14 protein-coding genes are annotated in these 15,313 nt (G+C 69.2%); 11 read left to right on the forward strand and 3 right to left on the reverse strand.

Annotated features, from left to right (window positions below; all coding sequences use genetic code 11):
- Positions 1-36 precede the first annotated feature (36 nt).
- From ACWEIJ_RS09115 to ACWEIJ_RS09155, 9 genes are all read left to right on the forward strand, one after another.
- Positions 37-552: an NUDIX hydrolase gene (locus ACWEIJ_RS09115; RefSeq protein ID WP_449836631.1), complete on the forward strand. Its 516-nt coding sequence runs from the start codon at positions 37-39 to the stop codon at positions 550-552.
- Entirely contained in the window at positions 549-2,852 is a 2,304-nt protein-coding gene (locus ACWEIJ_RS09120; RefSeq protein ID WP_449836632.1) for a DUF6049 family protein, read from the forward strand. The genes ACWEIJ_RS09115 and ACWEIJ_RS09120 overlap by 4 nt, the downstream gene beginning before the upstream one ends.
- On the forward strand, positions 2,849-4,489 hold the full coding sequence (gene murJ, locus ACWEIJ_RS09125) for a murein biosynthesis integral membrane protein MurJ (protein WP_449836633.1): 1,641 nt from the start codon (positions 2,849-2,851) through the stop codon (positions 4,487-4,489). Before ACWEIJ_RS09120 ends, murJ begins: the two co-directional genes overlap by 4 nt.
- Positions 4,490-4,526: 37 nt before the next feature.
- On the forward strand, positions 4,527-6,044 hold the full coding sequence (locus ACWEIJ_RS09130) for a protein kinase family protein (protein ID WP_449836634.1): 1,518 nt from the start codon (positions 4,527-4,529) through the stop codon (positions 6,042-6,044).
- A gap of 45 nt (positions 6,045-6,089) precedes the next feature.
- Complete coding sequence (sigM, locus tag ACWEIJ_RS09135) at positions 6,090-6,707, forward strand: RNA polymerase sigma factor SigM (RefSeq protein WP_449836635.1); 618 nt, start codon at positions 6,090-6,092, stop codon at positions 6,705-6,707.
- Positions 6,704-7,447: a hypothetical protein gene (locus ACWEIJ_RS09140; RefSeq protein WP_449836636.1), complete on the forward strand. Its 744-nt coding sequence runs from the start codon at positions 6,704-6,706 to the stop codon at positions 7,445-7,447. The genes sigM and ACWEIJ_RS09140 overlap by 4 nt, the downstream gene beginning before the upstream one ends.
- A 78-nt stretch (positions 7,448-7,525) precedes the next feature.
- On the forward strand, positions 7,526-8,506 hold the full coding sequence (gene trxB / locus ACWEIJ_RS09145; RefSeq protein ID WP_449836637.1) for a thioredoxin-disulfide reductase: 981 nt from the start codon (positions 7,526-7,528) through the stop codon (positions 8,504-8,506).
- Between the two features lie 28 nt (positions 8,507-8,534).
- On the forward strand, positions 8,535-8,864 hold the full coding sequence (trxA, locus tag ACWEIJ_RS09150; protein WP_382414970.1) for a thioredoxin: 330 nt from the start codon (positions 8,535-8,537) through the stop codon (positions 8,862-8,864).
- A 218-nt stretch (positions 8,865-9,082) separates the two neighbouring features.
- The gene (locus ACWEIJ_RS09155; RefSeq protein ID WP_449836638.1) at positions 9,083-10,222 is read left to right on the forward strand and encodes an N-acetylmuramoyl-L-alanine amidase; all 1,140 of its coding nucleotides are present in this window, start codon (positions 9,083-9,085) and stop codon (positions 10,220-10,222) included.
- 51 nt (positions 10,223-10,273) lie between these two features.
- Here ACWEIJ_RS09155 and ACWEIJ_RS09160 read toward each other — a convergent pair whose 3' ends face one another.
- Positions 10,274-10,906 (reverse strand): GNAT family N-acetyltransferase, encoded by a 633-nt coding sequence (locus tag ACWEIJ_RS09160; protein ID WP_449836639.1) that lies wholly within the window; start codon positions 10,904-10,906, stop codon positions 10,274-10,276.
- Between the two features lie 135 nt (positions 10,907-11,041).
- Between ACWEIJ_RS09160 and ACWEIJ_RS09165 the strand changes: the two genes are divergently transcribed.
- On the forward strand, positions 11,042-12,358 hold the full coding sequence (locus tag ACWEIJ_RS09165) for an aminotransferase-like domain-containing protein (protein ID WP_449836640.1): 1,317 nt from the start codon (positions 11,042-11,044) through the stop codon (positions 12,356-12,358).
- Positions 12,359-12,379: 21 nt separating this feature from the next.
- On the forward strand, positions 12,380-13,324 hold the full coding sequence (locus ACWEIJ_RS09170; protein ID WP_449836641.1) for a D-alanine--D-alanine ligase family protein: 945 nt from the start codon (positions 12,380-12,382) through the stop codon (positions 13,322-13,324).
- An 88-nt stretch (positions 13,325-13,412) separates the two neighbouring features.
- Here ACWEIJ_RS09170 and ACWEIJ_RS09175 read toward each other — a convergent pair whose 3' ends face one another.
- Together ACWEIJ_RS09175 and ACWEIJ_RS09180 are read right to left on the reverse strand one after the other, a co-directional pair.
- Positions 13,413-14,378 carry a ParB/RepB/Spo0J family partition protein gene (locus tag ACWEIJ_RS09175; RefSeq protein WP_449836642.1) on the reverse strand — a complete coding sequence of 322 codons (966 nt, stop codon included), beginning with the start codon at positions 14,376-14,378 and terminating at the stop codon, positions 13,413-13,415.
- Entirely contained in the window at positions 14,375-15,250 is an 876-nt protein-coding gene (locus tag ACWEIJ_RS09180) for a ParA family protein (protein WP_449836865.1), read from the reverse strand. Before ACWEIJ_RS09180 ends, ACWEIJ_RS09175 begins: the two co-directional genes overlap by 4 nt.
- Between the last annotated feature and the right edge of the window lie 63 nt (positions 15,251-15,313).

Genomic DNA, 15,313 nt, shown 5'->3' on the forward strand with positions numbered 1-15,313 from the left:
CCAGCGTACTTAAGGTTCGTAAGTACGATCGGCCGTATGCCCCCGTCAGCCGCACGTTCCGGAGGTTCCAAACCGGGGCGCCGCAGGCGGCGCCGGGGCCGGCGGCTGAAGACTGTCGACGAGACGTCGGCTGGTGGCCTGGTGCTCGACGGCGAGCAGCGGGCCGCGGTGATCGGCAGACTTGACCGGCGCGGCCGGTTGCTGTGGTCTTTGCCGAAGGGTCACATCGAGGCCGGCGAGACCGCGGAACAGACCGCGGTGCGCGAGGTCGCCGAGGAAACCGGTATTCATAGCAGGGTGCTGCGCCCGTTGGGGTCGATCGACTACTGGTTCGTCGCTGACGACCGCCGGGTGCACAAGACGGTTCACCACTTCCTCCTCGAAGCGCTGGGGGGAGAGCTTTCCGACGAAGACGTGGAGGTCACCGAGGTGGCGTGGGTGCCACTCGGCGAGCTGGACGGGCGACTGGCATATGCCGACGAGCGCCGTCTGGTCCGCCGAGCCGCCGAACTGCTCGCCGACCGCTGCCGCAACGGGGCGGAGTCGGCGTGAGCGTGAGGAAGCTCGTCTGCACAGCCGCTGTCGCCGCGTTCCTGCTGACCGCGACGGCGCCCGCGGGCGCCGTCGAGCAGTCACAGCCGGACCAGGCCGACGCGCTGCCGTTCATGCCCGCTCCCGCCACCCAGGTGTGGGCGACCAGAACCCTCTCCGCCCAGCCGGGCCAGCAGCAACCGCAGTTCCTGCGACTCGACATCGCCCAGCTCACACCCCGGTTCGTGACGAGTGACTCACCGGGCACCGTCAAGATCACGGGCAAGATCGTCAACGTCGGCGACCGCAAGGTCTCCGACATCGTGCTGCGCCTGGAGCGCGGCGAGTCGCTGGACACCGAGGACGACCTGCGCAAGGCGTTGCGCGAACCGGCGGCCGCCGAGTTCGTCCAGCCGAACTTCACCAAGGTCGCCGACCACCTCGAACCCGGCCAGCAGAAGGACTTCACCCTCGAGGTGCCGCTGCGCGGGTCGGAACCCACCTCGCTCGCGATCGATCAGCCCGGCATCTACCCGGTCCTCGCCAACATCAACGGCCGCCCCGACTACGGCGGCCAGGCACGGCTCGCGGCCCTGTCGACGTTGCTGCCCGTGCTGGGCGTGCCCGGCGGCGAGACCAGGGGCAAGCCCGGCGCTCCGGCCAAGCTCACGGTCCTGTGGCCCATCGCGGACCGGCCGCGGCTGGTCAGCCTCGGCGGTCCCGGGCAGTCCGAGCTGGTCGACGACGAACTGGTGACCTCGCTCTCGGCCACCGGCCGGCTGTACGGCCTGCTGCAGGCCTACGAGCAGGTGATCTCGTCCATGAGCACGGCCATGTGCCTGGCCATCGACCCCGACCTGCTGCGCACGGTTCAGGCGATGAGCACGGGCTACCAGGTCCGCGGTGCCGGTGAGGGCAAGGGCAAGGCCGAGGCGAAGCTCTGGCTGGACCGCCTCGGACTCGCCGTCAAGGGCCGTTGCGTCGTGGCCCTGCCGTCCGCCGACGCCGACCTCGTGGCGTTGAACAGGGCGAAGCTCGCGAACATGCGCACGCTCGCGCTGACCGACGGCCCGAAGCTCATCCAGCAGGTCCTGGGCGTGCAGCCGCTGCCGGACTTCGTCTGGCCGGAGGACGGCGTGCTGGACCAGCCGACGTTCGACGAGCTGGTCACGCCGCAGCCGGAGCAGAAGTACGCGGGCATGAAGTCGGTCCTGCTCGACCCGACGGGCCTGGCCGACGCGCCGGGCACCGCTCCGGTCGGCGTCGCCGGCCAGCACCCCGTGACGGCCGTGAAGATCGACTCGATGGTCTCGGACGCGCTGCAGGGCAGTGCGTCGCGGCCGCGCACCCTCTCCGGCGTGACCACGCCGGTCGAGAGCCAGCCGGTGTCCGTGCAGAACGCGCTGTCCGTGCTGGTGTTCCGCGCCGGCTGGCAGGGCGACGGCCGGAACGTGGTGGTCACGCCGCCGCGCCGGTGGAACGCGCCGCTCTCGGAGATGACCGAGTTCCTCAACGCCGCCCAGCGGTTGCTCAGCAGCGGTTACGCGACCCAGCTCAGCCTCGAGGAGCTGACCAGGACCACGCCGTCGGTGACGAACGCCAAGATCACCTACCCGCCGGAGGCCGGTGCCAGGGAGATCGCGCCGGCCATCGCCGACTCGGTGACCCAGCAGAGCGTCGAGCTCAACGGCATGGTCGCCTCGATGCAGCAGGAGGACAGCGAGCACGCCGCACCCGCCGACCTCGCCGACCCGCTGTGGCTCGGCCTGCTGCGCGCGATGTCCGGCGCGTGGCGGTCGAACGAGGAGGGCGCGCGGTCCGCCGCGTACATCAGCCAGGGCGAGCTGAACTCGCTGACCGGCATGGTGGGCGTGACGCCGCCGTCGAGCCCGATCCTGCTCGGTTCCGGCGACAGCCCGATCCCGGTGACGATCACGAACAAGCTCGACGTCCGCGTCACCGTGCGGATCGTGCTGGCCGACACGCCGGGCATCCGCAAGCTCGACCTGCCTGACCAGGTGCTTCCCGCCCGCGGCGAGCGCGTCGTGCGGGTGCCGGTCGAGGTGCTGCGGTCGGGCCGGTTCCCGGTCAACGTCCGGCTGACCACTCCCGAGGGCGTCGCTCTGGGTGACACTGTCAAGCTGGAGGTGTCGTCGTCCGCCTACGGCACCATCACGGTGATCGTCACCGTGATCGCCGCGATCGCGCTCGTCCTGCTCTCGGGACGTCGCATCTACAAGCGGGTCCGTGCTCGCAACGGCGAGAACGGCGGCGAGGCACCGTCCATCGAGAACGTGACACCGGAGAAGTCGAGCGCGTGAGCGAGACAGCCACGACCACCGAACCAGAGCAGCAGAAGCAGGCACCGTCGGTCGCCAAGGCCAGCGGCTCGATGGCGATCGCGACGATCGTCAGCCGCGCCACCGGCCTGCTGTCGAAGGTGATGCTGATCGCCGCACTGGGCGCCGAGCAGCTGAACACCTCGTACCAGGCGGCCACCACGCTGCCGACGATGATCAACGAACTGCTCCTCGGCGGCGTGCTGACCAGCGTCGCGATCCCGCTGCTGGTGCGCGCGGAGAAGGAGGACAGCGACGGCGGTGAGTCGTACGCCCAGTGGCTGATCAGCATGGGCACGCTGATCCTCGGCATCGGCACGGTCGTCGCCGTGGCCTGCGCTCCGCTGCTCACCGACCTCTTCATCGCCGACTCGCCCAAGGCCAACCCGGCCCTGGTCACGGCGTTCGCGTACCTCGTGCTGCCCGGCATCGTCTTCTACGGCCTGACCGCACTGCTCGGCGCGGTGCTGAACGCCAGGCACGTCTTCGGCCTGCCCACCTGGGCGCCGGTGCTGAACAACGTCGTCGTGATCGTCGTGCTGGTCGTCTACTGGCTCATGCCCGGCGAGATCTCGCTCAACCCGGTCCACATGACCGACGCCAAGCTGCTGGTGCTCGGCATCGGCACCGCGCTCGGCGTGGCGGTGCAGGCGGTCGTGCTGATCCCCGCACTCGTGCGGACCGGCTTCCGGTTCAAGTGGCGGTTCGGCTGGGACTCGCGGTTGTCGGAGTTCGGCGGCCTGGCGTTCTGGGTGCTGCTCTACGTCGGCCTCGGCTTCGCGAGCATGACGGTCCTGACGAACGTGGCCACCCACTCCGACACCGCGCTGGTGGCGTTCAACTACCAGTGGCTGATCGCCCAGGTGCCGTACGGCGTCCTCGGAGTCTCGCTGCTCACCGCGCTGATGCCGAAGATGAGCCGCGCGGCCGCGCACAACGACAACGACGCGATCGTGCGCGACCTGCTGTTCGGCAACCGGATGTCGTCGATCCTGCTGATGCCGTTCAGCGTGTTGATGACGGTGTCCGGTGTCGCCATCGGCGTCGCCGCGTTCGGCTTCGGCAAGTCCGGCGTCGCCGGCGGTACGGGCATCGGTGTCGCACTCGCGCTCTCGGCGTTCGGCCTCGTGCCGTACGCGATCACGTTGCTCCAGCTGCGGGTCTTCTACGCCATGAAGGACGCGCGCACGCCGACGTACATCCAGGGCCTGATGGTGGCGGTCCGGATCGGTCTGCTGTTCTTCTTCCTCAACGTGTCGTCGCCGGAACAGCTCGCGGTCGGCGTGTCGCTCGCGATGTCGCTCAGCTTCGTCTTCGGCGCGGTCGTCGGTCAGGTCTGGCTGCGGTTCCGCCTCGGACGTCTGCGCACCGGCTTCACCATCTGGACGGTCTGCCTCACGGTGGTGGCGTCCGCACTGGCGTTCGCCGTGGCCAAGGGGGCGAACCTGCTGGTCCAGAGCGCGATCGGGTTCTCGAACCCGGTTGTAGCCGCTTGGGCCGAGGTCATCCTGGTGACGTTGATCGGTTTGCCGCTCTCGTTCGGCCTTTTGGCGGCTTTCCGGGTACCCGAGATGAAGCCGGCGATCGACAAGATCAACCAATTGGTGCGGCGCCGGTGACCCCGGTCGGTGAGCGTCGTCCCGTACTCTCGTGCCCGTGAGTAGCGGAGTTCACGCCGCCCTGGTCCCCGGCGGCGTCATCGGCAACGGCCGCTACCGCCTGCTCGCGAAATCCGGTGCGGACGCCCGGTCCAACGCCGAACTGTGGCGCGGCCGCGACGGTCAGCTGAACCGGGACGTGGCGCTCACGGTGCTCCTGGGCGACCTGTCCGACAACGAAGCCGCCGCACGCGCCCGCCGCACGGTCGAACGCGCGATGCACGCGGCGTCGTTCACGCACCCCGGTGTCTCCAGGGTCATCGACGTCCTCACGCCCGGCACGGGGATCCGGCCGGACGAGGGCATCCTCGGCATGGTCGTCGCCGAGTGGACCCAGGGCACCGACCTGATGGACCTGATCGCGGAGGGCCCGCTGCCCGCGGGCGCCGCGACCCGTCTGCTCGAACCGCTGGGCGCCGCCATCGAGGGCGCGCACCACGCCGGTCTCGTGCTGGGCGCCGACCACCCGCAGCGCATCCGGGTCACCTCGGACGGCCGGCTGCGCCTCGCGTTCCCCGGTCCGCGGCCGGACGCGATCGCGCGCGACGACGTCAAGGGACTCGGCGCGATCCTGTACCTGCTGCTCACCGGCCGGTGGGCGCTGCCGGGCGGCCCGAGCAACGTGCCGATCGCCCCGACCGGGCCGGACGGGTCCGTGGTGGCACCGAACGCGTTGCACCCGTACCTGCCGCACGAGCTGTCGTCCGTCGCGGTGCGTTCGCTGGAGGACACCTCGGTGGGCGGCATCCGCACGTCCGCGGCGATCCTCCAGGTGCTCGACCAGATCGCGGCCGAGGAGGCCGAGACCGCGCTGATCCCGTCCGTGTCGTCCCGCGACGACGATGACGACCAGGTCGTGTGGACGACGCAGCGCCCGGTGCAGGACAAGCAGCAGAAGAAGAAGCTGTGGATCAGCGTCGGCGTGCTGGCACTGGCGACGGTGGCCGTGATCGTGTGGCTGAGCGTGCAGATCGTCGGCTTCTTCAGCGACGAGCCGTCCAGGGGCGGCGGGCCGACCGTGGTGATCAACCAGCCGGGGTCGAACGGTCAGTCGGCACCCGCGCCCGCGCCGGCCGGACCGGTGCAGCCGGGGCAGATCGGCGTCTACGACGTCACGAACCAGCCGGACAACGCGAACCAGGCGAGCCGGGCGGTCGACAACAACGCGAACACGTTCTGGCGGACCGACAACTACTTCCAGCAGTTCCCGGCGCTGAAGCCGGGCATCGGGCTGATGGCGTCGTTCGCCGAGCCGGTGAAGCTGGCCTCGGTCACGATCACCTCGCCCAGCAAGGGCACGCACGTCGAGATCCGGGTGGCGTCGTCGCTGGACGCGCCGCTGGAGGAGACCAAGGTCATCGGGATCGCGGACCTGTCCGACGGGCAGACGCAGATCCAGCTCAACGACCACGAGCCGACGTCCCACGTGCTGATCTGGATCACGCAGCTGACCAACGCCGGCGGCGGCAAGAACCAGTCGGAAATCCACGAGATCCTCTACACGAGGGCCCAGTAGACCTGTCCAAGTGATCTGTGATCACGCTCGCTATCCTCCGTAGCCGTGACCGCCGCAGCCAGCTCGGACGCCGAACTCATCTCGGCCCACGCCGCAGGTGACCCCTACGCGTTCTCGGAGCTGGTGAAGCGGCACCGCGACCGGATGTGGGCGGTGGCGTTGCGCACGCTGCGCGACCCCGAGGAGGCTGCGGACGCGCTGCAGGAGGCGTTCATCTCGGCCTTCCGCGCGGCCTCGTCGTTCCGCGCCGAGTCGCAGGTGACCACCTGGCTGCACCGGATCGTGGTCAACGCGTGCCTCGACCGGATGAGGCGACGACAAACAAGACCGACAGTGCCGCTGCCCGAGGCCGGTCCCGGCGAGCCCGTCGCGCCCCGTGACGCGATGAGCGACCGCGAGACCAGCCTGATGGTGCAGGAAGCGCTGATGGAGCTGCCGGAGGAGCAGCGGGCGCCCATCGTGCTGGTCGACGTCGAGGGCTACTCCGTCGCCGAGACGGCGCAGCTCCTGGGCATCGCGGAAGGCACGGTCAAGAGCCGCTGCGCGCGTGGGCGCGCCAAGCTCGCCAAAGTTCTCGGGCACCTCAGGAACCGAATCGCAGATGCGAACGTCCCAGCTGACGGTGTGAATGTGCAAGAGCAACGTCAGTGGGAGGGCCGATGACCGGCATGGAGCGCGTGCCGATGGGTCCGCCGTGGTCGGTAGACCTCATCGCGGACCTGCACGCGGGCGTGCTGCCCCCTGAGGTCGCCGCACAGCTGCGCCCGAGGGTCGAGGCGGACCCTGAGGCCGGTGAGATCCTGCGGGCCCTGGACGCCACGCTGGAGGACCTGCAGGCGCTGCCGCCGATCCCGATGCCCGACCACGTGGCGGCCCGCATCGACGCCGCGCTCGCCGCGGAGGCCCGTCCCGCCGCTCCGGTCGTGTCGCTCGACGAGGCCCGCAAGCGGCGCAACCGCAGGCTGGGCCTGGGTGGCGCCGGCGTGCTGGTCGCGGCCGCCGCCGCGTTCGGCATCGTCCTGGCCGTCTCTCCCGGTGGACAGCAGGCGAAGAACCCGCCGGCGGCCCAGGAGACCCCGAAGACCAGCTCGAACACGGCCGCCCCACCGCTCGCCCTGAAGCGCGACGAGCTGGGCTCGGCGGTCGGTGACGTGCTCAAAGCGCAGAACTTCGGCCCGCTGGAGACCCCGGACCGCCTCGCCGGCTGCCTCAAGGGCGGCGGCATCACCAGCTCCGGCAACCCGCTCGGCATCAGCCCGATCACGCTCGACGGCAAGGACGCGGTGATGGCGATCCTGCCCGCCGGTCTCGGCCAGTACCGGCTGGTCGTGCTGGACCCGAAGACCTGCGGGCCGGACAAGCCCGAGGGCGTGCTGGCGGACACCACCATCAAGCCGAGGTAGTCGCTCAAGTCACGGAATTAGCGACACCTACGATCCGTTGAGCCAGTCAGACGACGAGATCGAGGAGTTGCTGGGGCCGTGAGCGTGCGCAACGTGATCATCATCGGATCAGGGCCTGCGGGCTACACCGCGGCGGTCTACGCCGCCCGTGCGCAGCTCGAACCCCTGGTCTTCGAGGGTTCGCAGTACGGCGGCGCCCTGATGACGACGACCGAGGTGGAGAACTACCCCGGTTTCCGCGAGGGCATCATGGGCCCCGAGCTCATGGAGCAGATGCGCGAGCAGGCCCAGCGCTTCGGTGCGGAGCTGCGCGCGGAGGACGTCGAGTCCGTCGAGCTGACCGGTGAGATCAAGAAGGTCGTCGCCAACGGCGTCGAGTACTCCGCCCGCGCGGTCATCCTCGCGATGGGCGCGGCCGCCCGTTACCTGAACATCCCCGGTGAGCAGGAGCTGCTCGGCCGCGGTGTGTCGGCCTGTGCGACCTGCGACGGCTTCTTCTTCCGCGACCACGACATCGCGGTCGTCGGTGGCGGTGACACGGCGATGGAGGAGGCGACGTTCCTCACCCGGTTCGCCAAGTCGGTCACGGTCATCCACCGCCGCGAGGAGTTCCGCGCCTCCAAGGTCATGCTCGAACGCGCCCGCGCCAACGAGAAGATCAAGTGGCAGCTGAACACGCAGGTCACCGACGTGCTGGGTGACGGCACCGTGTCCTCGATCAAGGTCAAGGACACCGTCACGGGCGCCGAGTCCGAGCTGCCCGTCACCGGTTTCTTCCTCGCGATCGGCCACGACCCGCGCTCGGCGCTGGTGAAGGGCCAGGTCGACCTCGACGAGGAGGGCTACGTCCTCACCAAGGGCAAGACCTCGTACACGAACCTGGACGGCGTGTTCGCGGCCGGCGACCTCGTCGACCACGAGTACCGCCAGGCCATCACCGCCGCCGGCTCGGGTTGCAGCGCCGCGATCGACGCGGAACGGTGGCTCGCCGAGCACGGCGAAGAGCACGCCGAGATCGCCGCCGAGGCTGTCGGCGGCGGCTACGGCAAGAGCAACTGAAGTTTCTTTACGGCTTTAGGGAGAGAACATGGCAGGCGCCACCGTCACGGTGACCGACAAGTCGTTCGCGGACGACGTGCTGACCAGCGAGAAGCCCGTGCTGGTCGACTTCTGGGCGACCTGGTGCGGCCCGTGCAAGATGGTTGCGCCGGTGCTGGAGGAGATCGCCGCCGAGCACGGCGAGAAGCTCACCATCGCCAAGGTCGACATCGACGCGAACCCGTCGATCGCCCGTGACTACCAGATCATGTCCGTGCCGACCCTGATCCTGTTCCAGGGCGGCCGTCCGGTGAAGCAGATCGTCGGCGCGAAGCCCAAGGCGGCGCTGCTCAACGACCTGCAGGACGTTCTGGCCTGACGCAAGAAGTTGCATCGGCTAAGAAATCCGGTGCAACGCGCAACGTGACCCGCCCGTCTATCGATAAGACGGGCGGGTCACGCTTGTTCGGTACCGGGAACGTGATCCCGGTGCGACTGTGAGTAGCCCTGCATCGATCACTCTGCGGAGCAGGGCACAATGAAGGCTTCCCAACTAACGCGCCGATCAAGTTCGGCGCCCTAGTCGAGCGAGGGTGCATGCAGCTGCTCCGCCGCGGGGACGTCGGAAGTGATGTTGCCGAGATCCGGTCGACCCTGACCAGGCTCGGACTGCTTCCGCCGACCGACCCCCAGGCGCCGCCGGTGTTCGACCAGCAGGTCGAGCACGCCGTGCGAGCGTTCCAGCAGCAGCGGGGGCTGATCATCGACGGCATCGTCGGCCCGGCGACCTACCGAGCGCTGCGCGACGCGACGTTCCGGTTGGGGGACCGGCCGCTCGCGTACCTGATGTCGCAGCCGACCACCGGTGACGACGTGCTGATGCTGCAGGAACGCCTGCTGGAGCTCGGATACGACGCCGGCCGCGCGAACGGCGTGTTCGGCCAGCAGACCGAGCAGGCGCTGAAGAACTTCCAGCGCGACTACGGCCTGATCGTGGACGGCATGTGCGGTCCCGACACCGTGCGCGCGTTGCGTCAGTTGCAGCCGAAGGTCCGCGGTGGCCGCCCTGTGCTGCTGCGTGAGCAGGAACGGGTCCGCAGCGCGGGTTCGCGCCTGTCCGGCAAGCGGATCGTCATCGACCCCGGTCACGGCGGCCAGGACCGCGGCGTGGTCGTGGACGGCGTGTCCGAGGCCGATCTGATGCTGGACCTGGCCCGCCGTCTCGAAGGCAAGATGGCCGCCACCGGCATGGAGGCATTGCTCACACGCGGTCCGGCGAACTGCCCGGACGAGGCGGAGCGCGCCCGGTTCGCCAACGAGGCGGGTGCCGACCTGATCCTGTCGCTGCACGCGGACGGCAACTCCTCGCCGCATGCGCAGGGCGTGGCGACGTTCCACTACGGCACCGGCAACGGCACCTCGTCGACCGTGGGAGAGGCGCTGGCCGGTTTCATCCAGCGCGAGGTCGCCGCCCGCACGTCGATGCGCAACTGCGGTTCGCACCCGAAGACGTGGGACCTGCTGCGGCTCACCCGCTGCACGGCCGTCCGCGTCGAGGTGGGCTACCTGACGAACGCCGAGGACCGCGCGCGCCTGGCCACGCCCGGCTTCCGCGACATCGTGGCCGAGGGCATCCTCGTGGCCGTGAAGCGGCTCTACCTGCTCGGCAAGGACGACCAGCCGACGGGCACCTTCACGTTCAACGACCTGCTGCGCTACGAGATGGCCAAGGGCTGATTTCCTGCTGACGAAAAAGGGCCCCTCGGCGAGGGGCCCTTTTTCGTGTGGTCAGACGGGGCGGAAGCTCGGTTCCGCGGTCGAGACCGTGACGCTGTTGAGGAGGCGTTCGAGGGCTGCCTCGACGTCTTCCTTCCAGGTGATGGCGCTGCGCAGCTCCAGACGCAACCGGGGCCAGCGGGGATGCGGCCGCACGGTCTTGAAGCCCACGCTCGTGAGGAACTCCGCGGGCGTGACACAGCTGCGCTCTTCTTCGTCCGGACGCATGTCGCCGAACGCCTCGATGGCCTTCACGCCACGACGCGTCAGGTCCTTCGCCACGGCCTGGACGAGCACACGCCCGAGTCCTCCCCCTCGGAACTCCGGGAGGACCTCCAGCGACGTCATGAGGACGGCGTCCGGGCTCACCGGGGACGTGGGAAAGGCCGAGCTGCGCGGAACCGCGGCAGGAGGTGCGTAGAAGACCGACCCGGCGGGAATCCCGTCGCAGTAGATGAGGCGACCGCACGAACCCCATTCGAGCAGGACGCTGGAAACCCAGGCTTCCTTCTCGAACTCGGTGTCGCCGTACTCCTCGGCCTGTTCACGCAGGTGAGGGGCGAGCTCCCAGAAAACGCACGTCCTGCTGTGCTTGGAGAGATGCTCCAGGTTGTCCAGCGTGACGCCCACAACGCGTCGCGACACCCCGACCTCCACCCCTTTGGCACGCACAGTAGACCCGTACGAGGGTAGGCGAATGTGACGGAACCGGGAAGGCACGTGCCCTGAACGGGACGACGGTTACACTCGCTCGGGACATTTCCCATTCAGGAGTCCCACATGACGATGCCCGGACAGCCCGCCAAGCAGGGCCCCAGAAGCCTGGACCCCCACCTCCGCCGCTACGCAGCGCGCACGGCAGGGATGACGGCATCGGAGATCCGGGCACTCTTCGCGGTGGCATCGCGTCCCGAGGTGGTCTCGCTGGCCGGCGGCATGCCGCACCTGGCCGCGCTGCCGTTGGAGTCGCTCTCCGCCGAGATCGGCGATCTGGTGGCCTCCGAGGGCCTGGTGGCGCTGCAGTACGGCTCCGCGCACGGCGTTCCGTTGCTGCGTGAGCAGATCTGCGACGTCATGGCGCTGGAAGGCATCAACGGGCACCCGGACGACGTGGTGGTGACCGTCGGCTCGCAGATGGGCCTCGACATGGTCACCAGGATCTTCTGCGACCCCGGTGACGTGGTGATCGCCGAAGGGCCGTCGTACGTCGGCGCGTTGGGGTCGTTCACCGCGTACCAGGCGCAGGTCGTCCACGTGGCGATGGACGCCGACGGGCTCGTGCCGTCGTTGCTGCGCGAGGCTCTTGAGGCTTGCAAACGCGCTGGTCAGCGCGTCAAGTTCCTCTACACGATCCCGAACTTCCACAACCCGGCCGGCGTGACGCTGGCGGTGTCGCGGCGGGCCGAGATCCTGGAGATCTGCCGGAGCTACGGCGTGCTGGTCGTGGAGGACAACCCGTACGGGCTTCTCGGCTTCGACGGGCAGACGTACCCGGCGTTGCGGTCGATGGACCCGGACAACGTCGTGTACCTCGGGTCGTTCTCGAAGACCTTCGCGGCCGGCCTGCGGGTCGGCTGGGTGCTGGCGCCGCACGCGGTGCGCGAGAAGCTGGTGCTGGCGGCCGAGTCGGCCACGCTGTGCCCGCCGACGCTGAACCAGATGATCGTGTCGCGGTACCTCTCGACCCAGGACTGGAAGGGTCAGATCAAGACCTACCGCGAGGCGTACCGGGACCGCCGGGATGCGGCGATCTCGGCTCTCGAACAGCACATGCCGCAAGGTTCCACGTGGAACATTCCCGACGGCGGCTTCTACGTCTGGGTGACGGTGCCCGAGGGCATCGACACCAAGGCGATGCTGCCCCGGGCCGTCACGGCCCGCGTGGCCTACGCGTCCGGCACCGGCTTCTACGCGGATGGCTTCGGTTCGCGTCAGCTGCGGATCTCCTACTGCTATCCGACACCGGAGCGCATCCGTGAGGGCGTCCGCCGCCTGGCGAACGTCATCGAGGACGAGATGCAGCTGCACGCGACGTTCGGGGCGACGCCGGGCCGTCAGCTGTCCGGTCCGCAGACCCCGTCGCCCGACACCGCCTGATCTTTCTCTTGGAGTTGTGCTGTGGCTGACCGCATGGTCGCTGTGCTGTCCGGTGGGCTGTCCCACGAACGCGAGGTCTCGATCCGCTCCGGTCGCCGCCTGTCGGCCGCCCTGCGGTCGGTGGGCGTGACGGTGGAGGAGTGGGACGCAGACTCGTCCTTGCTGACCCGCCTTCGCGCTTCACGTCCGGACGCCGTCGTCGTCGCTCTGCACGGTGGCGAAGGCGAGAACGGGTCGGTGCAGGCGATCCTGGAGATGTTCGGCGTGCCGTACGTGGGCACCGACTCGCGGGCGTGCCGTCGTGCGTGGGACAAGCCGACCGCGAAGGCCGAACTGGCCCGTGCCGGGCTGGCGACGCCGGAGTGGGTCGTGCTGCCGCACGCGACGTTCCGGGAGCTGGGTGCGCAGCCGGTGCTCGATGCGATGGTGTCGACGCTCGGACTGCCGCTGATGCTGAAGCCGGACCAGGGTGGTTCGGCGCTCGGCGCTCAGGTGGTCCGCGACGCCGCCGATCTGCCCGCGGCGATGGTCGGGTGCCTGGCGTACGGCGACACCGTCCTGGCCGAGCAGTTCATCGCCGGGGTGGAGGTGGCGGTGACGGTCGTCGACGGTGAGGACGGGCCGACGGCGCTGCCCGCGGTCGAGATCGTGCCGGAGACCGGTGTGTACGACTACACCGCTCGGTACACCGCGGGGCTGACCGACTTCCACGCGCCGGCTCGGTTGGACGCGGCCGCCGCCAAGGCGGTCGGGGAGCTCGCGGTCGCGGCGCACCGGTTGCTCGGGCTGCGGGACGTGTCGCGGACCGACGCGGTCGTGGCCGAGGACGGGACCGTCTACTTCCTCGAAGTGAACGTGTCGCCGGGACTGACCGAGACGTCTCTTCTGCCGATGGCCGTCGAGGCGGCGGGGCAGTCGTTGGGCGAGATTTACGCCGGTTTGATCGAGCGCGCAGTCGCTCGTTGATCTCTTCTCATAGGTGACGCCCCGTAGCCATTCGGCTGCGGGGCGTCATCGTCACCGTGACATAAGACCCGTGGGTGATCCTATGGGCCTACTCCGATGTCCGAATTGCCGTTTCTGGGCTCATCAGTCCGATGATCCGTTCAAGATCGTCAACTGACCCGAATTCGACGACGATCCGGCCCTTCCGCTGCCCGAGTTCGACCTTCACGCGGGTGTCGAAGTTGTCCGAGAGGCGCTCGGCGAGCTCCTGCAGACCGGGCGCGTGCATCTGCTTGCGCGGCGCGGCCTTCTCCTTCTTCGGCCGCTCGTTCTTGGCGAGCGTCACCGCTTCCTCGGTCGCGCGGACCGACATGCCCTCCGCGACGATCTTGGCGGCGAGGTCCTCCTGCGCGCCGGCGTCGTCCAGCCCGAGCAACGCCCGTGCGTGACCCGCGCTCAGCACGCCCGCAGCGACCCGTCGCTGGACGGGGAGGGGGAGCTTGAGAAGGCGGATCGTGTTCGTGACGACGGGACGGCTGCGGCCGATGCGGTCGGCGAGCTCCTCATGCGTGACGCCGAACTCCTCCAGCAGCTGCTGGTAGGCCGCCGCCTCTTCGAGAGGGTTGAGCTGGACGCGGTGGATGTTCTCCAGCAACGCGTCTCGCAGCATGACGTCGTCGGCGGTCTGCCGCACGATCGCCGGGATGGTCTTGAGCCCGGCCTGCTGCGTGGCCCGCCACCGGCGCTCGCCCATGACGAGCTCGTAGGTGTCGTTGCCGAGCTCGCGCACCACGATCGGCTGCATGAGCCCGAACTCCTTGATGGAGAACGACAGCTCGTCGATCGCGTCCTGGTCGAACACCTGGCGCGGCTGCTTGGGGTTGGTCCTGATCGCGGTGACCGCGACCTCGCGGTACACCGCCCCCGCGACCTCACCGACCGGCTGGGTCTTCGTCGCCGCCGCCCCGTTGCCGGCCGCGGCGGGCCGGATGGTGCTGGGCGCACCGGGCGGAGGACCCTGCGGGATCAACGCGGCCAGGCCGCGCCCGAGTCCGCCCTTGCGCTGCTCCGTCATGCGCCCTCCTTCTTCGCCCCGCGCACAGCAATCTCCTTGGCGGCATCGAGGTAGCTCATCGACCCGCGCGAGCCCGGGTCGTACGTCAACACCGTCTGCCCGAATCCTGGCGCCTCGGAGACCTTCACGCTGCGCGGAATCACCGTCTTCAGGGCAACGTCGCCGAAGTGCCCGCGCACCTCGCTGGTCACCTGGTCAGCGAGCTTCGTCCGGCCGTCGTACATCGTGAGGAGGATCGTCGAGATGCCGAGGTCCGGGTTGAGGTGCTGCTGCACGAGCTCGATGTTGCGCAGCAGCTGGCTCAGACCCTCCAGCGCGTAGTACTCGCACTGGATCGGGATGAGCACCTCCTGGGCCGCGACCATCGCGTTGACGGTCAGCAGACCGAGGCTCGGCGGGCAGTCGATGAAGACGTAGTCGGGCTGCAGCTGGTCGAGCGCCTCCGGGCTCAACGCCTCCTTGAGCCGCGACTCGCGGGCCACCATCGAGACGAGCTCGATCTCGGCGCCGGCGAGGTCGATCGTGGCCGGGACGCAGTAGAGGTTCGGTGACGTCGGGCTGACCTGAGCCGCCTCCGCGATCGAGATCTCGCCGATCAGCACCTCGTAGACGGACGGCGTCCCGGAGCGGTGCTCGACCGAGAGCGCGGTGCTGGCGTTGCCCTGTGGGTCGAGGTCGATCACGAGCGTCTTGAGCCCGTGGATCGCGAGCGCCGCGGCGAGGTTCACCGTGCTCGTCGTCTTGCCGACGCCACCCTTCTGGTTGGCGACGGTGATGACCCGCCGGTGGGTAGGTCGGGGGAGAAGCGACTCGTCGGGGTGCAGCACGCTTGCCGCACGAGCCGCCTCTTCTGCAATCGGGGTCCACACCACGGCGCTGTCATCTCCGTTGTTGGTCGGCTTCGAGTTCTGCTTCTGCTGGGGTTCGGTTTCACG

Source organism: Lentzea sp. NPDC004789 (assembly GCF_053601075.1).